Raw genomic sequence first — 22,747 nt, forward strand, 5'->3', positions numbered from 1 at the left:
CTACCGCGCGGGCCGCGGACGCCCGCGACCGGGCCGGCCGGGCGGGCGGGCGCGGGCGCGACGGTGCTGGTGGCGCGCACGGTGCTCACCACGTGGTCGGGAAGAGCTGCGGCTGCGTCCCGCTGGGGGCGATGCCGAGCTCGGTCAGCGCGTAGCCGGCCACGTCGGAGAACACGGGCGCGGCGACGGTGCCGCCCCACTCGGACGTCCGCGGGTTGTGCAGGATCACGCTGACGGCGATCGCCGGGTCGTCCGCGGGGGCGACGCCGATGAACGACGCGGTGATGCCCTGGGTGCCGTCGGCGGCCCAGGCCTGGGCGGTGCCGGTCTTGCCGGCCACCCGGTAGCCCGGGATCGCCGCCGCCGAGCCCGTGCCCTCGTCGACCGCGCTCTCCATCATGGTGAGCACCGTCTGGGCGGTCTCGGGCGAGACCACCTGGGTCGTCTCGGCGGCCTGCGACGGGGTGAACGTGCCGTCGGGCTCGGTCCAGCCCTTGACCAGGTGCGGGGTGACCCGGACGCCGCCGTTGGCGATCGTCGCGAACACGTCCGTCGCCTGCAGCGCGGTCACCGACAGGCCCTGGCCGAACAGGACGGCGTACTTGGTGCGGCCGTCCCACTTGTCCGCGTCCCACAGCCGGCCCGCCTGCTCGGCCGGCAGCTCGATGCCCGTCTTCTGGCCGAAGCCGAACTTCGCCAGGTAGTCGTGGCGCACCTGCTCGGGCAGGTCCTGCCCGATCATCACGGTGCCGGTGTTCGAGGACTCGGCGAGGATGCCGGTCGTCGTCAGCTGCATCCCGGCGTGCTCGTGCGAGTCCTTGAACGTCTGCCCGTTGGCCGTCGTGTAGTTGTACGGGACCGTGTACTGCTCGAGCGGGTCGGTGATGCCGGTCTCGATCGCCGCGGCCATCGTGATGATCTTCGCGGTCGAGCCGGGCTCGAACACGTCGGACACCGCGCTCGACCCGCCCCACAGCGTGTCGTCCGCGCCGGGGTCGTTCGGGTCGACCGTGCGGGACTCGGCCATCGCGAGCACCTCGCCGGTCTTGATCGCGCTCATCACGATCGTGCCGGAGTCCGAGCCGGTCTTCGCGACCTGCTGCTCGATCGCCTGCTGGGCCTTCCACTGGATGTCCGAGTTGATCGTCAGCTGCACGCTGCGGCCGTCGGTCGCGGCGGTCGACTCCTCGAACCCGCCCGGGATCTGCTGGCCTCCGCGGCCCCGCTCGTACGTCGTCTCCCCGGGCGTGCCCGACAGGTCGGCGTCGAGCGTCGCCTCCAGGCCCTGGGCGCCGCTCCCCTCGGAGTTGACCCAGCCCAGCAGGTTGCCCGCCAGGTTGCCGTTCGGGTAGACGCGCTCGGCCACCTGCTCGGACGTGATGCCGTTGATCCGCAGCTCGCGGACCGCCTGCCACACCTCGGGCAGCACGTTCTTCGCGACGTACTTGTAGCCGGCGTCGCCGTCCAGCGTCGCGCCCAGCTCGGCCGCGTTCACGCCGAGGATCGGGGCCATCAGCTGCGCGGCGCCGGCCGCGCCCGAGTAGGTGGTGCCGTCCTCCGTCGTCGACCAGGTCTTCACGAGGCGCTGGTTGACCACGATGTCGTAGCGGTCGACCGAGGTGGCGAGCACCTCGCCCTCGCTGTCGGTGATCGTGCCGCGCGCCGCCACGAGCTGGGCCGTGGTCAGCCGGCTGGTCAGCGCCTCCGCCGCGATCGCGTCGCCGCCGACGCCCTGCAGCCAGAGCAGCCGACCGGAGAACACGGTGAGCAGCAGCGCGACGACCACGACCAGCACCGTGCGGCGGCGGTCGAGCATCGCGACGCTCGGGCCGCCCGGGCGGGGCGTCCACGGGCCGCGGGGGCCGCGCTGGGTCGGGACCCCGGTCGCCGGGCGCCGGGCGGGGGTCCGGACCGGGCGGGCGGGCGCGGCGGTGCGCCGGGTGGTGGGCGTGCTCACTGCCCGGCCCCGACGTCGCCCTGCACCGTCCCGTCCGCCAGCCGCAGCCAGCCGGTCGACCCGGCCGGCACCATGCCGAGGCCGGTGGCGGCCTCGGCGAGCTTCGCGGGTGCCTTGTTCGCGTCCAGCTCGGCGGACAGCGACTGCTCGTCGCGCGCCAGCTGGGCGAGCTCGACGTCCATCGAGCGCTGCTCGTACGCACCGGCGGCGAGCTGCGTGTTCAGCAGCAGCGCCGCGAGCAGCGCGCCGGCCAGGATCGCCATGCAGGTGACGACGAACGGCACGTGCGTGCGCGCCTGCGCCGGGGGCCGGACCAGCCGGAGCCGCGGCCGCTCCGGGGCGGACCGGGGCGCGTCGGACGGGCGGGGGCGGACGCGCGGTGCGCGGACGACCTGCTCGGCGCTCATGCGGTTCTCCTCGGTCCGTTCGGGGTGCGGGGCGTGCGGGGGCTGCGGCTGCGGTCCGGGCGGCGGGCGCCCGGACCGCCGGTACTGCCGGCGTCGCCCGGGGTGGGGCGCAGGTGCTCGGGGGTGGGGCGCAGCCGCTCGGCGGCGCGCAGCCGCACGGACTGCGAGCGCGGGTTGCGGGCGAGCTCGGCGGCGTCCGCCTCCTCCGCGCCGCGGGTGAGCAGCCGCAGGTACGGCGCGTGCGTGTCCGGGACCACCGGGAGCCCGGGCGGGGCGCTGATCTCGGCACCGGCGGCGAACGCGCGCTTGACCAGGCGGTCCTCGAGCGACTGATACGCCTCCACGACGATCCGGCCGCCGACCACCAGCGACTCGACGGCCGCCGGGATCGCGCGGGCCAGCACCGCCAGCTCGTCGTTCACCTCGATCCGCAGCGCCTGGAAGGTGCGCTTGGCCGGGTTGCCGCCGGTCTGCCGGGCCGCGGCGGGGATGCCCGCCCGGACCAGGTCGACCAGCTCGGCGGTCCGCTCCAGCGGGGCCTTCTCCCGAGCCTGCACGATGCGGCGGGCGATCCGGCCGGCGAACCGCTCCTCGCCGTACTCGCGCAGCACCCGGACGAGGTCGGCCTCGTCGTAGGTGTTGAGTACCTCGGCGGCCGTGCGGCCGCGCGTCGGGTCCATCCGCATGTCCAGCGGCGCGTCCTGCGCGTACGCGAAGCCGCGCTCGGCCTCGTCGAGCTGCAGCGAGGACACGCCGAGGTCCATCAGCACGCCCTGCACGCCGGGCAGGCCCAGGCGCTCGACGACCTCGGGGATCTCGTCGTAGACCGCGTGCACCGGGGTGAACCGGTCGCCGAACGGCGCGAGCCGCGCCGAGGCCAGCCGCAGCGCCTGCGGGTCGCGGTCGATGCCGACCACCCGCACGTGCGGCAGCGCGGACAGCACGCCCTCGGTGTGGCCGCCCATGCCGAGCGTCGCGTCGACCAGGACCGAGCCGGGCTCCGCCAGGGCGGGGGCGAGCAGGTCGATGCAGCGCTGCAGCAGCACCGGGAGGTGGCGGGAGGCGGCGTCGCGCTCCGGGCGGGCGGGCTGGTCGGGCAGCTCGGGCGCGTCGGGCACGGGGGTCTCCTTCCTCCGGGTGGTGCGGCTGCGTGGTGCGGGTGGGTGGTGCGGGTGGGTGGTGCGGGTGGTGCTTCGTGGGGCACGGGGGTGGTCGGGCGGCCCCTCCGCCGTCCGACCAGATCCCCCACCGGCCCTCTGACGCCGGGGAAGTGCGTCAGAGCTGCCGGGGGGAGGTCTCGCCGGGCGGTGGTGCTGGGTGGTGCGGGTGGTGCTGGGTGGTGCGGCGTCGTGCGGGTCAGAAGGCGCCGGGGAAGACCTCCTCCGCCGTCTCGGCGTACCCGGCCTCCTGCTCCGCCAGGTACGTCTCCCACGCCTGCAGGTCCCAGACCTCGACCCGGGTGCCGGCGCCGATCACGGCGACGTCCCGGTCGAGCCCCGCGTAGGAGCGCAGCATCGGGGGGATCGAGATGCGTCCCTGCTTGTCGGGCGTCTCGTCCGAGGCGCCCGACAGGAACACGCGGAGGTAGTCGCGGGCCTGCTTGCTGGTCACGGGGGCCTGGCGCAGCTTGTCGTGCATCCGCGCGAACTCGTCGAGCGGCAGCAGGAACAGGCAGCGGTCCTGGCCCCGGGTCATGACCAGACCCTGGGCGAGCTGGGGGCGGAACTTGGCCGGGAGGATCAGCCGCCCCTTCTCGTCCAGCTTCGGGGTGTGCGTCCCGAGGAAGGGCACGGAAGAGCCGAGCCCGGCCAGCGCCTGCTCGAACCCCACGTCGTCCACCTCCCCCGGACCGCGCGCACAGGCACCCCTCGGCACCCGATGGCTCCACGGTACTCCACTTCGCTCCACCCGCTCGGGAGGAGTTCGCGGCAGGCGGGTGAAGTTCTTGCGTCGCCGCAGGTCAGCGCAGGTGGAGCGAGGTGGAGGGTCGAGGGGGCGGGGCGGGCCCCGGCGGGTCGCGCCGGCCGTCCCGGCGAGCGCGGCCTCGCTGGCCCGGGTGTGCCGTCTTCGCAGGTCAGCGAGCGTGTACGACCGGCGGGACGCGACAGGCACCCCGGTCCGGGGAGGAAGGTGGAGGGCCCCGGGGTGGTCCGGGTGGGGGGAAGTGGGGAGTCCGGGTGCACGTTCACCTCCCGCCCGGGGTCGGCGCCGCTTAGGCTTCCCCCAGTCGACCGAGGGGGTCCCCATGCCCGTAGCAGTGCCCGGCGCGTCCGCGATGGACGAGCTCATCACCGTGACGGACCGGATGCGCGGGAGCATCGCCCGCGTCGTCACCGGCCGCCCGGAGCTGGTCCGCACCGCCGTCGCGGTCCTGCTCGCCGAGGGGCACCTGCTGCTCGAGGACGTCCCCGGCGTCGGCAAGACGACGCTGGCCAAGGCGCTGGCCCGCACGATCGACTGCACCGTCGGCCGCGTGCAGTTCACGCCCGACCTGCTGCCGAGCGACCTGACCGGCGTCACGATCTACCGCGCCGCGACCCAGGAGTTCGAGTTCCGGCCCGGCCCGGTGTTCTCGAACATCGTGATCGGCGACGAGATCAACCGCGCCTCGCCCAAGACCCAGTCGGCGCTGCTGGAGTCCATGCAGGAGGCGCAGGTCACCGTCGACGGCACCTCGTACCCGCTCCCCCGGCCGTTCCTCGTCGTCGCGACGCAGAACCCGGTCGAGATGGAGGGCACCTACCCGCTGCCCGAGGCGCAGCGCGACCGGTTCATGGCCCGGCTCACCGTCGGCTACCCGAGCGCCGAGGCCGAGCTCGCCATGCTCGACACCCAGGAGACCTCGGACCCGCTGGCGCACGTCACGCCGGTCACCGACGCCGACCAGGTCACCCGCCTCATCGACGCCACCCGGCACCTGTACGCCTCGCCCGCGGTGAAGCAGTACGTGGTCGACCTCGTCTCCGGCACCCGCGACGACCCGGCCCTGCGGCTCGGCGCCTCCCCGCGCGCGGCGATCCAGCTGCTCCGCGCGGCCAAGGGCCTCGCCGCGGTCGACGGCCGGGACCACGTGCTCCCCGACGACGTGCAGCAGCTCGCCGAGCCGGTGCTGGCGCACCGCGTCATCCTCAGCGCCGAGTCCCGGCTGTCCGGGCGCAGCGGCCAGGACGTGATCGGCGACCTCGTCGCCCGCGTGGCCGTCCCCGCGCCGGCCCGCACCGCGGTGCGCGACCGGACCGCGGCGGGCTGATGCGCCTGCGCCCGACCCGACGCGGCGTGGGCCTCGTGGTCCTCGGCCTGGCCGTGGGCGCGACCGGCACCGCCTTCGGGTCGACGGACCTGCTGACGATCGGCACGCTCCCGGTGCTGCTGGTGGTGCTCGGGATGCTCGCGGTCGGCGTCGTCGACCCCGGCCGCGGCCAGGGCCTGCGCACCCGGCGCACCGTCCAGCCCGACCCGGTGCACGTCGGCCGCACCGCCGACGTGCAGGTGGAGGTGGGGCTCGCGCGCGGCGCGTCCCGGGCGCGGCTCACCGACCTCCAGCTGCGCGAGCAGGCCGCCGTCGAGCTGTCCGGCGGCCGGCCGCTGCGCGCCACGGTCGCGCGCGAGCCCCGCGCCGTCCGGCTGCGCTACCCCGTGCAGGCGACCCGCCGCGGCCGGTGGGCGCTCGGCCCGCTCGTCGTGACCCGCACCGACCCGTTCGGCGTCGCCCGGGTCCGCGCCACCCTCGGCGCGCGCGAGACCGTCACCGTGTGGCCCTCGGTCGTCGACCTGCCGGTCCCGCGGGAGCTGCTGGTCGCGGAGCCCGAGCGGTCCGTCGTCGGCGCCCGGTCGCCGGCCCCCGACGACGCCGCGCTCCGCGACTACCGGGTCGGCGACGACCTGCGGCGCGTGCACTGGCCGAGCAGCGCCCGCCGCGGCGAGCTGGTCGTCCGGTCCGACGAGCGGGCCGGCATGCGCCCGGTCACCGTGCTGCTCGACCAGCCCGCGCCCGGCGAGGCTCTCGAGTGGTGCATCTCCCTGGCCGCCTCGGTCGCGCTCGCGACCCACGCCGCCGGCCACCCCACCCACCTGCTGACCGGCACCGCCGCCGACGACCCGCACGCCGCCCGGCTCGAGGCGCCCGGCCGCCAGCAGCTGCTGGACTCGACCGTCGACCTGACCGGGCAGCCCGACGCCGCAGCCGCGGAGGCCGCGCTGCTCGCGGAGATCCGCGGGCTCGACGACGCGGACGGCGGCTCCGGGCTGGTGATCGCCGTGCTCGGCCCGCAGGGCCCCGCCGGCCGCGCCGCGCTCGCCGGGGTGAGCCAGACCCGCCCGGGCTGGGCGCTCGTCCGCGGGGCGGACGACGACGAGAGGGCGACCGCGACGGCCCGCCAGCTGCGCCGCGCCGGGTGGCGCGTCGTGCAGGCCGAGCCCGGAGCCGACCTCGAGGCCACCTGGTGGCGGCTCACGGGCGGTGCGGCGTGAGCGGCGGCGCGGCCCTGCGTCGCGGGTGGCGCTCCCCCGCCGCCACCGCGCTGACCGCCGTCGCGACCTGCACCGCGCTCGGTTCGCTGTCCGGGCTGCTCGCCGGCGGCACCTGGGTGCTGCACGCGGTGCTCGCCGTCGCCGGCGCCGCGCTCGTCGTGGGCGGCACCCGAAGCCTCACCCGCTCCACCTGGCTGCCGTCGCTCGTCGGGCTCGTGGTCGCCGCGTACGCGCTGCTGGCCTTCTACGCCACGCCCCCGGGCGGCAACCCGCTCCTGGTCGGGCCCGGCACGATCCAGCACACCGGCCAGCTCCTGCAGCAGGCGGCCCAGCTCATCGAGACCTCGGTCGTGCCGATGGCGGTGTGGCCGCCCGTCGAGCTCATCCTCGTCGCCGCGGCGGTCCTGGTCTTCCTCGCGGCCGACCTGCTCGCCGTCGGGTGCGGCATGCCCGCGCTCACCGGCATCGCCTACGTCGCCATGTGGACCCCGGCCGTCGTCCTCGGCTTCCCCGGCAGCACCTGGGCGCTCGCCGCGACCGGGTTCTGCTACCTGCTGCTGCTGGCGCTCGCGCAGCCGCCGGTGTCGCGCGACCGCACCGGACGGCGCGCCGGCGTCGTGCTGGCCGGCGCCGCGGGGCTCGTCGCCGTGACGCTCGCCGCCGGCCCGGCGGTGTCCGCCGTGCCCGCGTGGTCGTGGGTCGACCTGCCGGACGTCGGGACCGGCGCGGTCGGCCCGGTCCGGCTCGCCGACGACCTCGACCTGCGCGAGAGCCTCCGCGACCAGTCGTCGCAGGTCGTGCTCAGCTACACCGTCGAGCGCGTCGACGACGAGGCCGAGGGGCCTGCCGCCACCGCGTCGCTGGTCGGGCCGCTGCGGTCGTTCACCCTGCGCGACTTCGACGGCCGGTCCTGGCAGCGCGAGCCCGCCGACGACCTGGCCGAGTGGGACCCCGACGGGCTGCTCGCCTCCGACCCGTCGCTGGTCGGCGCGGCTCCGGACGGCGGCCGCGGCACCCTCACCGACGTCCAGGTCCGGATCGGCGCCCTCCGCGAGCAGCGCCTGCCCGTCAGCACGTTCCCGCGCACGGTGCAGATCGACGGGCCGTGGACCTACGACGCCGCCCGGGACGAGGTGGTCAGCCGGAGCCGCACCGAGGCGGGCAGCGGCTACGAGATGCTCGTCGAGGTCCCCGACCTCAGCCCGGACCTGCTGCGCGCCGCGACCGGCGACGTACCGGAGGACGTCCAGACCTACCTCGAGGTCCCCGAGACCGAGCACGGCGACGACCTGCGCGCCCTCGCCGTCGAGCTCACCGACGACGCGGCCACCCCCTACGACCAGGCGCTCGCCCTGCAGACCTACTTCCGGGACGGCACCCAGTTCCGGTACGACACCTCGATCGAGCCGGGCGACAGCGACGACGCCGTGTGGGACTTCCTGCAGAGCCGCCGCGGGTACTGCGTCCAGTTCGCGACCTCGATGACGGTCCTCGCGCGCACCCTCGGCATCCCGGCGCGGCTCGGGGTCGGCTTCCTGCCCGGCGAGCTCGGCACCGACCGCACCTACCGGGTCACCGGCGCGGACGCGCACGCCTGGCCCGAGCTGTACTTCCCCGGCACGGGCTGGGTCCGGTTCGAGCCGACCCCCGCGGTGCAGACCGGCCCGCCGCCGTCCTGGAGCAACCCGTTCAGCGCCGCCGCCCCGACGACCGCCCCCACCGCCGGCGCCCCGCAGACCACGAGCACCCCGAGCGCCGCCGCCACCACCGCCGCCCCGCAGGACCAGGGCGGGCTGCCGGGCGTGGTCGCGAACCCGCGCACCCGGGGTCCGCTGATCGCGGTGGTCGCCCTGCTGGTCGTGGCGACCGCCCTCGCCGCCGTGCTGGCGGTGCGCCGACGTCGCCGGCCCGCGCTCCGACTCGCGCCCGAGGTCGCCTGGCGCCGGCTCCGCGACCGGCTCCGGCGCGCGGGCATCACGTGGTCCGACTCCCGCACGCCGCGGCAGGCGGTCGCGGCGATCCGGTCCCAGGTCCAGGCGCGCCGCAGCCGCCCGCTCGGCCCGGAGGCCGACCGCGCGCTGGTGGCGCTGGCGGCCGCGCTGGAGCGCGAGCGCTACGCCCCCGACCCGGTGGACGACGACCCGGAGGAGCTCCAGGCGTGGGTCGCGGCCGTGCTGACCGACGTGAGCACCCGCGCTGCGGGCGACCGACCCGCCGCGGGCACGCGCCCGGCCGAGGCCTGAGGCGAGCGAGCACCCGCCCTCGCGCCCCGCGCCGCCACCCGCGCACCCGCGCCGCTCCAGGCCCGCGCCGCGCCGACATCCGCACACCCGCGCCGCTCCAGGCCCGCGCCGCGCCGACATCCGCACACCCGCGCCGCGCCTGGCCCGCACCTCCACCCGCCCCGCGCCTCCGGCGCTCCCGTGCCGCGTCCGAGCCGGCCGCGCCAACGCCCGAGACCGGCCCGCCCCGCCGAGATCGGCCCGCCCGCCCCGCCGAGATCGGCGGTTTGCCGCGAGATCGGTGGTTCAACGCACCGATCTCGGGCCGGAGCACCGATCTCGCGGCCGACGGCGTCGCGGGCGAGCGCGTCCTGAGCGTCGGGAGCGGCGCGCGACGTGCACCCGGCGGCGCGTTCGGTGGCTGCCGTGAGCGCCCGGAGCGCGGCGGAGACGACGCGGGCGCTCCCGCGCGCGAGCGGATCGCGCGCGAGAGAACCGCCCACGAGCGGATCGCGCGCGAGAAAACCGCCCACGAGCGGACCGCGCGCGAGAAGACCGCGCGCGAGAAAACCGCCCACGAGCGGACCGCGCGCGAGAAAACCGCCCACGAGCGGACCGTGCACGAGCGGACCGCGTGTGGCGGCGCGCCGCGGGCCCGCCCCTCGCGGAGCGGGCCCGGGTGCGTCGACGCCGGTGGGTCAGGCGGACGTGAACGGGGTCGTCATCGACCCTGGTCGCGCCGCTTGTCCCAGCGGTCCTCCATCCGGGACATGAAGCCCTTCTTGGCCTTGGGGGCCGCAGGGCGCGGTGCGGTGCTGCCGTCGGCCCGGACGACGCCGACCGGCCCGCCACCGCGACGCGGGCGCGTGAACGCGATCGCGACGGAGGCGAACATGACGACGAAGCCCAGCACGCCGAGCCACACCTCGGACGCCGCAGCGCCCACCACCAGGAGCAGCAGCCCTACGACGGCACCGATGCCGCCCAGGACGTACCGCAGGACCGGCTTTCGCCCACGCGATGTCAGCGTGTTCGCGAGCCGGGGATCATCAGACGTGAGCTGACGCTCCATCTGCTCCAGTACACGTTGTTCGTACTCGGAGAGAGGCATTCCAACCCCCGTGCTCCGCCGTCGGGACTTCTTCACCTCAGGATAGATGGCCGGTGGCGAAGTCGGAAGTCGAGCGCTCCCCCGCGGCGGGTGACCCTGCCGACACCTCGCGCGCGGACCGCCCCACGGTGGGCGTCCCGGCGCCGATCGCGGCCCGTCCGAACCGGGCACGCACGAGGTCCATCACCCGCTCGGCCTCGCGCCGGGCGTCCGGGTCGGACCCGGTCACCTCGTCGAGCGTGGGCTGCCGGATGACGTCCGCGGCCGGCATCAGGCCCTCCGCGCGGACGCCGACCAGCCGCACCGGGAGCCCGCCGAGGTCCGCGGCGGCGAGGAGGTCGCGCGCCACGAGGTAGAGCTCGCGCCCCACGTCGGTCGGCTGGGCCAGCGTCCGGGACCGGCTGAGCGTCCGGAAGTCCGAGGTGCGGATCTTCACGGCGACGGTCCGGGCGACGAGCCGCTGCGCCCGCAGCCGCCCCGCGCACCGGTCGGCGAGCTCGAGCGCCTTGCTCTCCACGACCCGCATGTCCCGGACGTCGACGGCGAACGTCTCCTCCGCGCCGATGCTCTTCTCCTCGCGGCCCGGGGTCACGGGGCGGGGGTCCCGCCCCCAGGAGAGGTCGTGCAGGTGCGCGCCGGCGACCTTGCCGACCGCGCGCTGCACCACGGCCACGTCGCTGTCGGCGAGCTCGGCCACGGTGCGGATGCCCCAGCGCTCGAGCGCCGCGGCCGTCCGCTCGCCCACGCCCCACAGCGCGCCGACCGGCAGCACCCGCAGGAAGTCGACGGTCGCGGCCTTGGGCACGAGCAGCACGCCGTCCGGCTTGGCGTGCCCGGACGCGAGCTTGGCCACGAACTTGGTGGCCCCGATGCCGACGGAGCACGTGATGCCGTGCCGCGCCTGCACCCGCTCGCGGATGAGCGCGGCGATCCGGGTCGGGCTGCCGAGCCGGCGGCGCGCCCCGCTCACGTCCAGGAACGCCTCGTCGACGCTGACCTGCTCGACGATCGAGGTCACGTCGTGCAGCACCTGCATGACGCTGCGCGACACCTCGGTGTAGGCGGCGTGGTCCGGCGGGACGACGATCGCCTGCGGGCACCGGCGCAGGGCCACCGCCATCGGCATCGCCGAGTGCACCCCGAACGCGCGCGCCTCGTACGTCGCGGCGAGCACGACCGACCGCTCGGAGCCGCCGACGATCACCGGCTTGCCCCGCAGGTGCGGCCGCCGCGCGAGCTCCACGGAGGCGAAGAACGCGTCCATGTCGACGTGCAGGATCGAGCACCCGTCCTCCTCGGTGCCCCAGTCGCGCTTCGCGTCCTGCGACCGCGGGCCCCGGCTCATCCGGCGCGCGCCGCCTCGACCTCGACCGCAGCGCTCTCCAGCTCGGCCCGGACCAGGTCCAGGAAGTCCTCCGCGTGGCAGAGCACCTGCTCGGCGCGATCCGCGGACACCGCGTCGAACCGTCCGGCGTCGACGGCTGCACGCAGGCCCGCGCCCGCGGCGAAGTAGGCGGACCAGCGCCCCATCTCCGGGGCGACCCGGTCGAGCAGCTCCCACACCGTGCGCGGCCCGCGGCGCGCCGACAGCGGCTGCCGCTCGGCGAGCACCGCGGCGCCGGCCCGGAGGGCGGCGAGGTGCGCGTGCGTGAACTGCTCCCAGGGCTCCGAGGAGAACTGCGCGGCGACGAGCTCCGCGTCCGCGCGCTGCAGCAGCTCTGCCGTGCGGCCCGACAGCCCGGGCGCGGCACTCCGCAGGGCACGAAGGGTCTTGACCGGCATCGCGCACCTCCCTCTCTCGACAACCCCAGTATCGAACACCTGTTCGAACGCGTCAACCCGTACGGTGGGCGGATGGCGTCCCGTGGCCGGTCCGGCCGATCCAGCAGGTCGGACAGGGCCACCAGAGCCTCTCGGCCGGACCCAGAGTCCCACCGACCACCGACACGCGGCGGGCGCGGCGGCTCCGCCGCACCCGGGCAGCCGTGGCCCGACGGCCCGGTCCCCATCGCCACCGGCACCGCCGAGGTGCAGCGCTCCCCCGACGACCCGGACGCCGTGACCCTCCTGGTGAACGGCGTGCCGAGCTCGCACCTCGACCTGGCCGACCCGGAGCGCCTCGACTTCGAGTACATGCAGCAGATGGCGGCGGTCCTGGACCACCTCCCGACGGCGGGCGGCCCGTTCCGCGCCGTGCACCTCGGCGCCGCCGGCTGCGCGATGGCGCGGTGGGCGCACGCGCGGTTCCCCGGCGCCCGGCAGGTCGCGGTCGACCTCGACCCGGTCCTCGTGGCCCTGGTCCGCGACTGGTTCGACCTGCCCCGGTCCCCCGCCCTGCGCCTGCGGGCCGGCGAGGCGCGCGCGGAGCTCGGCACGCTCGCCGGCGCTAGCGCGGACGCGGTGGTGCGGGACGTGTTCGCCGGTGACCGCACGCCGGCGCACGTGACGACCGAGGAGTTCGCGCGGGACGTCGCGCGGGTGCTGCGCCCCGGCGGCGTCTACCTGGCGAACTGCGCCGACCGCCCGCCGCTCGCGCTGGCCCGCGCGGAAGCGGCGACGCTCCGCGCGGTGTTCCGGCACGTCGGGGTCGTCGCCGAGCCCGCGGTGCTGCGGGGCCGGCGGTACGGGAACCTCGTGCTCGTCGGCACGGACGACCCCGCGCTGCTCGCGGACGCCGCGCTGGCGCGGGACCTGCGGTCGCTGCCGGTGCCCGCGCGGCTGCTGGTCGACGAGGAGCTCGCGGCCTTCGTCGGGCGCGCCGCTCCGCTGCGCGACGCCGCGCCCGAGCTGGAGCCGGACCTCGCGGAGCCCGACCCGGGCGCCTGACCCCGGACGCGACCGAGGCCGCACCCCCCGGAGGGGATGCGGCCTCGGTCGTGCGGACTGCCCGCGGGGGGCGGCCGGAGTCAGATCAGAGCGGGCGGACCTTCTCCGCCTGCGGGCCCTTCGGGCCCTGGGTGATCTCGAACTCGACGCGCTGGCCCTCCTCGAGCGAGCGGTAGCCCTGGGAGTCGATGGCCGAGTAGTGCACGAAGACGTCGGCGCCGCCGCCGTCCTGGGCGATGAAGCCGTAGCCCTTCTCGGCGTTGAACCACTTGACAGCACCCTGTGCCATGTTCTTGTCCTTCTGTCCATCCGGTGACGGTGCCGGGAACTCCCCGGACCGTGCCGCAATGCCTATCCCGCGTCCTGCACCGGGTGGACCAGCCGGATGGCTGGAAGGTGCCGCGCGGGCGTCCCCGACAGGGGGCCCGACCGGCGCCGGTCAAGCGTCAGTACGTCACTGCAACACGGCGATCCTCTCACGCAGGTCATCGCGACGCCACGGTTCTTCAAGGCCCGATGGGGCGTGGATCACAACGATCCGGTCACGAGCCGATCACAGGACGACCACCCCGACCGACCGGTCGGGAGGGGTTCAGACCGCGAGCCCGGGGTGCGCGCGGCGCGCACCCCGCCGGCCGAGGAGCATCGCGGCGACGCCCAGCACCCACGGCACCGCCACCCACGCGAACGCCGACCGGAACGCGTCGAGGTCCCGCGCGCCGGCGTCGGCGCCCCCCGACGCCGCGTCCAGCACGATGCCCACGACCAGCATCGTCGCGAGCGCCCCGACGAACCCGCCGGTGTTGACGAACCCGGTGGCGGTGCCCAGCCGCCGCGGCGGGGTGCAGGACCGCGCCACGTCGAACGCGACCAGGGATGTCGGACCGCCGACCGCCACGACGACCACGAACACGCACAGCACCGCGTAGGGGACGGGCGCGGTCGGCAGGGTGACCGACAGCCACGCCAGGCCGATCGCCGCCGACGTGCCGAGCGCCAGGGGCATCCGCGCGCGCGGGTGCCGGCCCACGACGACGCCGATCACCGGTCCGGCGACCACCGCGGCGACCACGTTGAGCGTCAGCAGCGCGCTCGCCTCGCCCGGGGCGCGCCCCTGCCCCTCGACGAAGAACGCGAACCCCCACAGCAGCACGACCACGTGGTTGCTGAACTGGCCCGAGAAGTGCATCCAGAACGCCAGCCGTGCTCCGGGGTCGCGCAGCACCGCGCGCAGCGCACCGGGCTCCCGCGGCGCCCGGGCCCGCGCGGGCCGCCACCGCCGGCGCAGCAGGCCGACCCGCCACCACGGCGAGGGCGCCAGCGCGGCGCCCGCGGCGAGGCCCGCCGCGACGTCCGGCTCCGCCGTCTCCCCCGCGGGAGCGTCCGGGCCCGCGAGCGCCGCGGCGGGCACGTCGGCCTCCGCCGGGCGCGTCCCGCACGACCGCCACCACCGCGATCGTCGCCACCACGCCCACGGCCGCGACGGACAGGAAGGTCGTCCGCCAGCCCTCGGCGTGCAGCAGCGCGACGACGGGCACCGCCGACAGCACCTGCCCCAGCTGCCCGAGGCTCCCGGTGAGCTGCGTCATCACGGGCACGCGCCGGGCGGCGAACCACGCGGGCACGAGCCGCACCACCGAGACGAACGTCAGCGCGTCACCCGCGCCGACGAGCACCCGCCGCCCGGCCAGCACCCAGCCCGCCGAGGGCGCGAGCGCCAGCACCGTCTGCCCGAGCGCCATCCCGGCCGCGCCCGACGCGACCAGCACCCGCGGCCCGTACCGGTCGAGCAGGACGCCGACCGGCACCTGCAGCAGCGCGTAGACGACCAGCTGCGCGACGGCCATCGTCGCCAGCAGGGCGGACGAGACGCCGAACAGGTCGGTCACCTCGAGCGTGGCGACGCCCAGCGACGACCGGTTCATGATCGCGACGACGTACGCGCCGACCGCGACGGACCAGACGAGCAGGGCGCGGCGGTCGGAGGTCACGTGGAGCCATTCTGCCGGTCCGGTGCGTGCGACCCCGACGAGTCGCCGGTCGCACCCGGGGACCGGCCCCCGGGGATCAGTACCCCGGGTTCGGCCCCTTCTCGTCGCCCTGCTGCGCGAGGAACCGCTCGAACTCCGCGCCCAGCTCGTCGGCGGTCGGCAGCTCCGCGGTCTCCGCGAGCAGGCTCGGCCGCCCGATGTTGCGGGCGAACGCGTCGTACTGCTGCTCGAGCGCGTGCACCACGGTCTGCACCTCGGGCTGGTCCTCGACCTGGCGCTCGACCTCCAGCATCGTCTCGGACGCGGCCTCGGTCAGCGCCCCGAGATCGAGCTCGAGGCCGGCGGCGCGCTGCACGTGCTCCAGGCCCGTGATCGACGCCTGCGGGAACGGCGACTGCGCGAGGTAGTGCGGGACGTGCACCGCGAAGCCCATGGCGTCGTGCCCGGACTGGCCGAGCCGGATCTCCAGCAGCGTGCCCGCGGAGGCGGGGACCTGCACCGTGCCGAACCACGACGTGTAGTCCGCGACCAGCTCGGGCCGGTTGGCGTGCGCCGTCACCGACAGGGGCCGGGTGTGCGGGATGCCCATGGGGATGCCGTGCAGGCCCACGGTCAGCGGCACGTCGAACCGCTCGACGATCTGGCGCACCGCGGCGGCGAACCGCTCCCACTGCACGTCCGGCTCGACGCCGTGCAGCAGCAAGAACGGCACCCCGGAGGCGTCCTTCACCAGGTCGACGGCGAGCTCGGGCTCGTCGTACTCGCCCCAGTGGTCGCCCTCGAACGTCGCGGTGGGGCGGCGCGAGCGGTAGTCGAGGAGCTGGTCGACGTCGAAGGTCGCCAGGCGCTCCGTCGGGAGCTGCTCGGTCAGGTGCTCGGCCGACAGCCGCCCGGCGCCGCCGGCGTCCACGAAGCCGCGCACGGCGTGCACGAGCACCGGCCCGCTGCCGCCCGCGGTCCGCGCCTCGACCTCGGCGGCGACCGCCGGGTCGACGGCGTAGATCTCGCTCGGGTCCAGCATGGGGTCCTCCCTGGGGGTCAGTCCGTGCGCCGCCCGGGGGGCGGCGTCCTGAGGGTCACAACACCGCGGGCGCCCCGCCTCTTCCCGACCGGCCGGACGATCTTCGCGCTGGCAGGGCCCCCCGCGACCGCCACCCGGTCGGCCGTCACACGACCCACCCGGAATGGTGGAGAATGGACGGCCGCTCCGGCCGCCCGACCCCGTGTCGACGCCGGCCGGGCGCGGCGCAGGACGGTGGCGCCACCCGGGGGTCCGGGCGCCACGGGGACGACCGACGGGAGCACGCGTGACCGGGATCGAGGCGCAGCTGGCGGCCGAGCAGGAGGTCGTCGACGGCCTGTACGCGCGGCTGGACGAGCTGCGGGCGGCCACCCGCGAGCGGCTGGCGGAGGTCCGCCGCGTCGGCCCGTCGGGCTCGCCGCAGAACCGCTCCGAGCGGGACGCGTTCGCGACGCTCTACGAGGACCGCCTCGCGCGCCTGGAGGCCGTCGAGGACCGGCTGGCGTTCGGCCGGCTGGACCTGTCCGACGGCGGCCGCCGGTACATCGGCCGCATCGGCCTGAACGACGACGAGCACGCGTCGATCCTCACGGACTGGCGCGCGCCCGCGGCGCAGTCGTTCTACCGGGCGACCTCGGCGAACCCCGACGGCGTCGTGCAGCGCCGGCACCTGGTGACCCGCGGCCGCCGCGTCACCGGCCTGGAGGACGAGGTCATCGACCTCGACGTGCTCGCCGACGAGGAGGCCGCGGCCCGGCTGGGCGCGCTGTCCGGCGAGGGCGCGCTGCTGGCGGCGCTGGCCGCGCGGCGCACCGGCCGGATGGGCGACATCGTCGCGACGATCCAGGCGGAGCAGGACGCGATCATCCGCGCCGACCTCGCGGGCGCGCTCGTCGTCCAGGGCGGCCCGGGCACCGGCAAGACGGCCGTGGCCCTGCACCGCGCCGCCTACCTGCTCTACGCGCACCGCCGCGTGCTGGAGCGCTCGGGCGTGCTGCTGCTCGGGCCCAGCCGGACCTTTCTGCGGTACATCGACCAGGTGCTCCCCTCCCTCGGTGAGACCGGCGTCGTGTCGACCACGGTCGGCGAGCTGTTCCCCGGGATCGTCGCGACGGGCACCGAGGACGACGTCGTCGCCGAGATCAAGGGCCGCCCGGTGTGGCGGAAGATCGTCGAGCGCGCCGTGCGGCAGCGGCAGCGCGCCCCGCAGCAGCCCACGGTGGTGACGATCGACGGCCACCGGATCGTCGTGAAGCCGTCCGACGTGCGGGGTGCGATCAACCACGCCCGCCGCGGGCACCGGCCGCACAACCAGGCGCGGGTGACGTTCGTGCGCGACATGCTGGGCCGGCTCGCGGAGCAGTACGTCAGCCAGCTCGGCTGGTCGGTCGCGCCGGACGAGCGCGGCGAGATCCTCGAGGAGCTGCGCACGACCCGGGAGATCCGGATCGCGCTCAACCTCGCGTGGATGCCGCTCACCCCGCAGGGCCTGATCTCGGGACTGCTGTCGAAGCCCGCCCGCCTGGACGCCGCGGCGCCGGAGCTGTCCGCGCACGAGCGCGCCGCCCTGCTCCGGGACGCCGACGCCCCGTGGACCGAGGCGGACGTCCCGCTGCTCGACGAGGCGGCGGAGCTGCTGGGCGAGGACGACCAGGCCGCTCGCGCGCAGGCGAAGCACGACGCCGCGCAGCGCGCCCAGGAGCTCGACTACGCCCGCCAGGTGCTGGAGCAGTCCGGCACCGGGCTCGTGTCGGCCGAGCTGCTCGCGGACCGGTTCGCCGCGACCGGCCCGGCGCTCACCACCGCGGAGCGCGCCGCCGCCGACCGCACCTGGACGTACGGGCACGTCGTGGTCGACGAGGCGCAGGAGCTCTCCCCCATGGCGTGGCGGATGGTGCTCCGCCGGGTGCCGACCCGGTCGCTCACCGTCGTCGGCGACGTCGCGCAGACGTCGACCGCCGCGGGCACCCGGGACTGGGCGGCGACGTTCGACCGCATCCTCGCGGGCGGCTGGCGGCTCGCCGAGCTCACCGTCAACTACCGGACGCCTGCCTCGGTGGCCCGCGCCGCCGAGCGCGTCGGCCGCGCGGCCGGGCTGCCGCTCACGCCGACGACCTCGGCCCGCGACGTCGACGACGCGCTGCGCACCGACCTGGTCGACGCGGCCGCGGTCCCCGACGCGGTCGCCCGGCACGCCGCGGCCGCGCTCGACGCGGTCCGCGACGCCAGCGGCGCCGGGCGGGTGGCGGTCATCGCGGCGCCCGAGGCGCTGCCCGCGCTGGCGCGGGTGCTGCCGGAGGCGGGGTCCACGCGCGCCGGGTCGCCCGACCTGGACGCCCCGCTGACGCTGATGACCCCGACGCAGAGCAAGGGCCTGGAGTTCGACGCGGTCGTCCTGGTCGAGCCGGCGGACGTGCTCAAGGGCGGGGCGGGCGACCTGTACGTCGCGATGACCCGGCCGACGCAGGCGCTGCGGGTCGTGCACAGCCGGCCGCTGCCCGCGGGCTGGGAGCAGCCGGACGCGGGCTGACCGCGGGGCACGGGTGTCCGAGGACCGGGACCGGCTTGGAACCGCGACGCGGGAGGCGCACCATAGGCCCGTGCTACGCGCCCTGCTCCTCGAGAACCTGCACCCTCAGGCCCGCACCATCATGGAAGCGGCCGGCTACGAGGTCGTCACGCGCTCCGGCGCGCTCGACGAGTCCGAGCTGATCGAGGCGCTGCAGGGCGTGCACCTGCTGGGCATCCGGTCCAAGACCAACGTCACCGAGGCCGTGCTCGACGCCGCGCCCGACCTGGTCGCGGTCGGCGCCTACTGCATCGGCACCAACCAGATCGACCTGCACGCGGCGGCCTCCCGCGGCGTCGCGGTGTTCAACGCCCCGTTCTCGAACACCCGCTCGGTGGTCGAGATCGCGCTGGCCGACATCATCGCGCTGACCCGCCGGCTCACGGTGCTCGACAAGTCGATGCACGAAGGCGTCTGGAACAAGTCGGCCGACGGCTCGCACGAGGTCCGCGGCCGCACGCTCGGCATCGTCGGCTACGGCAACATCGGCACCCAGCTGTCGGTGCTCGCGGAGAACCTCGGGATGTCGGTCGTCTTCTACGACACCGCCGAGAAGCTCGCGCTGGGCAACGCGCGCCGCGCCGAGACGCTCGACGAGCTGCTGGACGTCGCGGACATCGTCACGCTGCACGTCGACGGCCGCAGCGGCAACGCCGGCCTGTTCGGCGCCAAGCAGTTCGCGCGGATGCGCGAGGGCGCGATCTTCCTCAACCTGTCGAGGGGCTTCGTCGTCGACTACGCCGCGCTGCGCGACGCGGTGCTCGCCGGGCACGTGGCCGGCGCGGCCGTCGACGTGTTCCCCGTCGAGCCGAAGCGCAAGGGCGACCCGTTCGAGTCGGAGCTGCGCGGCCTGCCGAACGTCATCCTCACCCCGCACACCGGCGGGTCGACCGAGGAGGCGCAGGAGGCGATCGGCCAGTTCGTGTCGAACAAGCTCCGCGACTTCATGCACACCGGCACGACGATGCTCAGCGTCAACCTGCCGAACCTCACGCTGGAGGCCCGCCCGGGCGTGCACCGGCTCACCTACCTGCACCGCAACGTCCCCGGCGTGCTCGCCGCGGTCAACAACACGCTGGCGGAGCACGGCGCGAACATCGAGGGCCAGCTCCTCGCCACCCGCGGCGAGGTCGGCTACGTGGTGACCGACGCCGTCGCGGTGGAGCCCGCGGTGGTCGCGGCGCTGCGCGCCCGCCCGGAGACGATCCGGCTGCGCGTCGTCGACTGACCGCCCGACCCGCCGCCCGGCGGGGTGCCCGGCCCACGCGCTAGCGTCGGGCACGTGCACCTCGCCGACGACGCCCGCCACGACCGACTCCCCCTGCGCCGCGCCGGCCGCTCCGGCCTGGACCTGCCCGCGGCGACCCTGGGGCTCTGGCAGAACTTCGGCGACGCGACGCCGTACGCCGACCAGCGCGCGCTCGTGCTGGCCGCGTTCGACGCCGGCGTCGTGCACCTCGACCTCGCGAACAACTACGGGCCCCCGCCCGGTGCCGCCGAGGAGAGCGTCGGGCGGCTGCTGGCGACCGACCTGGCGCCGCACCGCGACGAGCTGCTCATCGCGACCAAGGCCGGCTACCGGCAGTGGCCCGGCCCGTACGGCGAGTTCGGCTCCCGGAAGTACCTGCTCGCGTCCCTGGACCAGTCGCTGCGCCGGCTCGGCACCGACCGGGTCGACGTGTTCTACAGCCACCGGTACGACCCGAGCACCCCGCTGGAGGAGACCCTCGGCGCGCTCAAGACCGCCGTCGACTCCGGTCGCGCCCTCTACGCGGGGATCTCGTCGTACTCCGCGCGCCGCACCGCCGAGGCGCTGGCCGTCGCCGACGACCTGGGCCTGCGGCTGACCCTGCACCAGCCGTCGTACTCGATGCTGAACCGCTGGGTCGAGCAGCCCGACGGCGAGGCCGGCGACCGCAGCCTGCTCGACGTCGCCGGGGAGGCCGGGCTCGGGGTCGTCGCGTTCTCCCCGCTCGCCCAGGGCATGCTCACCCGCAAGTACCTGGGCGGCGTGCCGGAGGACTCCCGGGCCGCGCGGGGCGGGCCGCTGCGATCCGAGTACCTCAGCGACGAGAACCTGGACCGGGTCCGCGCGCTGCACGCGGTGGCGGAGGCCCGGGGTCAGTCGCTCGCGCAGCTCGCCATCGCCTGGGTGCTGCGCGACGCGCGGGTGACGTCGGTGGCGCTCGGCGCCCGCACCCCCGAGCAGCTCCGGGAGAACCTCGCGGCGGTCGCCGGCCCGGCCCTGACCGACGACGAGCTGACGGAGATCGACCGGCACGCGGTGGACGCCGGCATCAACCTGTGGGGCTCGCGGTCCTCCGACCTCTGACACTCACAGGGAACTCTGCGCCGTTGCCTCGGGCTACGCACACGTAACTTACGCATCCGTAGGTTACGGTGACCTCGTGACCGACTTCACGCGACCGTGGCACACCTCCTACGCGCCGGGCGTCCCGCCCGTCGTCGACGTGCCCGACGAGCCGCTGACCGCCGCCCTGGACCACGCCGCCGCGGCCTGGCCCGACCGCGTCGCCGTGGACTTCATGGGCGAGACCACGACGTACGCCGAGCTCGCGGGTGCCGTGGCGCGGGGCGCCGCCGTGCTCCGCGGCCTCGGCGTCCGCGCCGGCGACCGGGTCGCGATCGTGCTGCCCAACTGCGCCTCGCACGTCGTCGCCTTCTACGCCACGCTGCGGCTCGGCGCGGTCGTGGTCGAGACCAACCCGACGTACACCGCGGACGAGCTCGCGCACCAGCTCGCCGACTCCGGCGCCACCGTCGCGCTCGTCTGGGAGAAGGCCGTCGCACCCGTGCTCGCGGGGCAGGACCGCACGTCGGTCCGGACCGTCGTCGCCGTCGACGTGTCGGCGGACCTGCCTGCCGCCAAGCGCCTCGCGCTGCGGCTCCCCCTGCCGGCCGCCCGCCGGACCCGGACCGCCCTGCGCGCCGCCCTGCCTGCCGGCACCCCGGTGTGGCACCGCCTGGTCGCCGAGGCCACCGCGCTCCCTGTCGGGACGCCCGGGCCCACCGCCGACGACGTCGCGCTCCTGCAGTACACCGGCGGCACCACCGGCACCCCCAAGGCCGCCGTGCTCACGCACCGGAACCTGGTGGCGAACGCGGTGCAGGGGCACGCGTGGACCCAGGCCGAGCCGGGCACCGAGACGATCTACGGCGTGCTGCCGTTCTTCCACGCGTTCGGCCTGACGCTCTGCCTCACCTACGCGACCCGCGTCGGCGCGACGCTCGTGGCCTTCCCGAAGTTCGACCCGGCGACCGTGCTCGCCGCGCAGCGGCGCCGCCCCGGCACCTTCCTGCCGGCGGTGCCGCCGATGCTCGACCGGCTCGCCGCGGCCGCCGAGGAGAAGAAGGCCGACCTGTCGTCCTTCCGGTACGCGATCTCCGGCGCGATGTCGCTGTCGGCCGAGACGGCCGCCCGGTGGGAGCGGCTGACCGGCGGCCTCGTCATCGAGGGCTACGGCATGACCGAGACCTCCCCGGTCGCGCTCGGCAGCCCGCTGTCCCCCGCCCGCCGGCCCGGAGCGCTGGGCCTGCCGTTCCCGAGCACCGACGTCCGCGTGGTGGACCAGGAGGACCCCACCCGCGACGTCACCCCCGGCGAGCAGGGCGAGCTGCTGATCCGCGGCCCGCAGGTGTTCTCCGGCTACTGGAACCGGCCCGAGGAGACCGCCGACCAGCTGCTGCCCGGCGGCTGGCTGCGCACCGGCGACGTGGTCCGGCTCGACGACGACGGCTTCGTCGTCCTGGTCGACCGGATCAAGGAGATGATCGTCACCGGCGGCTTCAAGGTGTACCCGTCGCAGGTCGAGGACAAGCTCCGGGGCATGCCGGGCGTCCGGGACGTGGCCGTCGTCGGCCTCCCCGGCGGCGACCTCGGGGAGAAGGTCGTGGCCGCGATCGTCACCGAGCTCGGGGCGCACGTCGACATCGCCGCGGTGCGGGAGTGGTGCGGCGAGCGGCTGGCCCGGTACGCGGTGCCGCGCGACCTCGTCATCCTGCCCGAGCTGCCGCGCTCCCAGATCGGCAAGGTGCTCCGGCGGGTGGTCCGGGACGACCTGCTGGCGGCCTCGGCGGTCTGACGCCCGCCGCGCGCCCGGCGACGGCACGACGAGGGGCCCCGCACCGGAGAACCGGTGCGGGGCCCCTCGT

Annotated in this window: 18 protein-coding genes and 1 pseudogene; 8 read left to right on the plus strand and 11 right to left on the minus strand. The window is 76.0% G+C overall.

The genetic code is table 11. The features are described 5' to 3' along the window. Nucleotides 1-85: 85 nt before the first annotated feature. The 4 genes from FKM96_RS01760 to mraZ all read right to left on the minus strand — a co-directional run bounded on the left by FKM96_RS01760 (nucleotide 86) and on the right by mraZ (nucleotide 4,155). A complete protein-coding gene (locus tag FKM96_RS01760; protein WP_246855140.1) occupies nucleotides 86-1,957 on the minus strand; it encodes a penicillin-binding protein 2 in 1,872 nt (623 codons plus the stop codon). Continuing rightward, entirely contained in the window at nucleotides 1,954-2,364 is a 411-nt protein-coding gene (locus tag FKM96_RS01765) for a hypothetical protein (RefSeq protein ID WP_210417347.1), read from the minus strand. Before FKM96_RS01765 ends, FKM96_RS01760 begins: the two co-directional genes overlap by 4 nt. Further along, nucleotides 2,361-3,482, minus strand: coding sequence for a 16S rRNA (cytosine(1402)-N(4))-methyltransferase RsmH (gene rsmH, locus FKM96_RS01770; RefSeq protein WP_246855141.1), 1,122 nt, complete (start codon nucleotides 3,480-3,482; stop codon nucleotides 2,361-2,363). Before rsmH ends, FKM96_RS01765 begins: the two co-directional genes overlap by 4 nt. 238 nt (nucleotides 3,483-3,720) lie before the next feature. Beyond that, entirely contained in the window at nucleotides 3,721-4,155 is a 435-nt protein-coding gene (gene mraZ, locus FKM96_RS01775; protein WP_147796856.1) for a division/cell wall cluster transcriptional repressor MraZ, read from the minus strand. 454 nt (nucleotides 4,156-4,609) lie between these two features. On the opposite strand from mraZ, the gene FKM96_RS01780 reads away from it, so the two are divergent. Genes FKM96_RS01780 through FKM96_RS01790 form a run of 3 tightly spaced genes read left to right on the plus strand, consistent with a single transcriptional unit; the run spans nucleotide 4,610 to nucleotide 9,077 of the window. Beyond that, the gene (locus tag FKM96_RS01780) at nucleotides 4,610-5,614 is read left to right on the plus strand and encodes a MoxR family ATPase (protein WP_147793788.1); all 1,005 of its coding nucleotides are present in this window, start codon (nucleotides 4,610-4,612) and stop codon (nucleotides 5,612-5,614) included. A gap of 26 nt (nucleotides 5,615-5,640) precedes the next feature. Next, nucleotides 5,641-6,834 carry a DUF58 domain-containing protein gene (locus FKM96_RS01785; protein ID WP_246855142.1) on the plus strand — a complete coding sequence of 398 codons (1,194 nt, stop codon included), beginning with the start codon at nucleotides 5,641-5,643 and terminating at the stop codon, nucleotides 6,832-6,834. After that, the gene (locus FKM96_RS01790) at nucleotides 6,831-9,077 is read left to right on the plus strand and encodes a DUF3488 and transglutaminase-like domain-containing protein (protein WP_147793790.1); all 2,247 of its coding nucleotides are present in this window, start codon (nucleotides 6,831-6,833) and stop codon (nucleotides 9,075-9,077) included. Before FKM96_RS01785 ends, FKM96_RS01790 begins: the two co-directional genes overlap by 4 nt. Before the next feature lie 700 nt (nucleotides 9,078-9,777). Here FKM96_RS01790 and FKM96_RS01795 read toward each other — a convergent pair. The 3 genes from FKM96_RS01795 to FKM96_RS01805 are packed head-to-tail and all read right to left on the minus strand — an operon-like array spanning nucleotide 9,778 to nucleotide 11,949. Further along, nucleotides 9,778-10,167, minus strand: a complete 390-nt coding sequence (locus FKM96_RS01795) for a DUF3040 domain-containing protein (RefSeq protein ID WP_147793791.1) — start codon at nucleotides 10,165-10,167, stop codon at nucleotides 9,778-9,780. Nucleotides 10,168-10,204: 37 nt separating this feature from the next. Continuing rightward, a complete protein-coding gene (dinB, locus tag FKM96_RS01800; RefSeq protein WP_147793792.1) occupies nucleotides 10,205-11,512 on the minus strand; it encodes a DNA polymerase IV in 1,308 nt (435 codons plus the stop codon). After that, a complete protein-coding gene (locus FKM96_RS01805; RefSeq protein WP_147793793.1) occupies nucleotides 11,509-11,949 on the minus strand; it encodes an SAV_6107 family HEPN domain-containing protein in 441 nt (146 codons plus the stop codon). Before FKM96_RS01805 ends, dinB begins: the two co-directional genes overlap by 4 nt. Nucleotides 11,950-12,195: 246 nt before the next feature. On the opposite strand from FKM96_RS01805, the gene FKM96_RS01810 reads away from it, so the two are divergent. Next, nucleotides 12,196-12,993 carry a spermidine synthase gene (locus FKM96_RS01810; protein ID WP_246855143.1) on the plus strand — a complete coding sequence of 266 codons (798 nt, stop codon included), beginning with the start codon at nucleotides 12,196-12,198 and terminating at the stop codon, nucleotides 12,991-12,993. Between the two features lie 85 nt (nucleotides 12,994-13,078). Here FKM96_RS01810 and FKM96_RS01815 read toward each other — a convergent pair whose 3' ends face one another. The 4 genes and pseudogenes from FKM96_RS01815 to FKM96_RS01825 all read right to left on the minus strand — a co-directional run bounded on the left by FKM96_RS01815 (nucleotide 13,079) and on the right by FKM96_RS01825 (nucleotide 16,005). Beyond that, nucleotides 13,079-13,282 (minus strand): cold-shock protein, encoded by a 204-nt coding sequence (locus tag FKM96_RS01815; RefSeq protein WP_146833414.1) that lies wholly within the window; start codon nucleotides 13,280-13,282, stop codon nucleotides 13,079-13,081. 303 nt (nucleotides 13,283-13,585) lie between these two features. After that, the gene (locus tag FKM96_RS21210; protein ID WP_246855144.1) at nucleotides 13,586-14,404 is read right to left on the minus strand and encodes a hypothetical protein; all 819 of its coding nucleotides are present in this window, start codon (nucleotides 14,402-14,404) and stop codon (nucleotides 13,586-13,588) included. A 46-nt stretch (nucleotides 14,405-14,450) separates the two neighbouring features. Further along, nucleotides 14,451-14,918: pseudogene (locus FKM96_RS22040) on the minus strand (MFS transporter); the annotation flags it as partial. 142 nt (nucleotides 14,919-15,060) lie between these two features. Next, entirely contained in the window at nucleotides 15,061-16,005 is a 945-nt protein-coding gene (locus FKM96_RS01825; protein ID WP_147793795.1) for a proteasome assembly chaperone family protein, read from the minus strand. 286 nt (nucleotides 16,006-16,291) lie between these two features. Here FKM96_RS01825 and FKM96_RS01830 point away from each other — a divergent pair, with 286 nt between their 5' ends. The 4 genes from FKM96_RS01830 (at nucleotide 16,292) to FKM96_RS01845 (ending at nucleotide 22,677) form a co-directional block, all read left to right on the plus strand. Beyond that, a complete protein-coding gene (locus tag FKM96_RS01830) occupies nucleotides 16,292-18,535 on the plus strand; it encodes an AAA family ATPase (protein WP_147793796.1) in 2,244 nt (747 codons plus the stop codon). A 70-nt stretch (nucleotides 18,536-18,605) separates the two neighbouring features. Further along, the gene (gene serA / locus FKM96_RS01835; RefSeq protein ID WP_147793797.1) at nucleotides 18,606-19,802 is read left to right on the plus strand and encodes a phosphoglycerate dehydrogenase; all 1,197 of its coding nucleotides are present in this window, start codon (nucleotides 18,606-18,608) and stop codon (nucleotides 19,800-19,802) included. 54 nt (nucleotides 19,803-19,856) lie between these two features. Next, entirely contained in the window at nucleotides 19,857-20,906 is a 1,050-nt protein-coding gene (locus tag FKM96_RS01840; RefSeq protein ID WP_147793798.1) for an aldo/keto reductase, read from the plus strand. Between the two features lie 76 nt (nucleotides 20,907-20,982). Then, nucleotides 20,983-22,677 (plus strand): AMP-binding protein, encoded by a 1,695-nt coding sequence (locus FKM96_RS01845; protein ID WP_147793799.1) that lies wholly within the window; start codon nucleotides 20,983-20,985, stop codon nucleotides 22,675-22,677. Nucleotides 22,678-22,747 lie beyond the last annotated feature (70 nt).

Source organism: Cellulomonas sp. Y8 (assembly GCF_008033115.1).
In the GTDB taxonomy this organism is placed as follows: domain Bacteria; phylum Actinomycetota; class Actinomycetes; order Actinomycetales; family Cellulomonadaceae; genus Cellulomonas.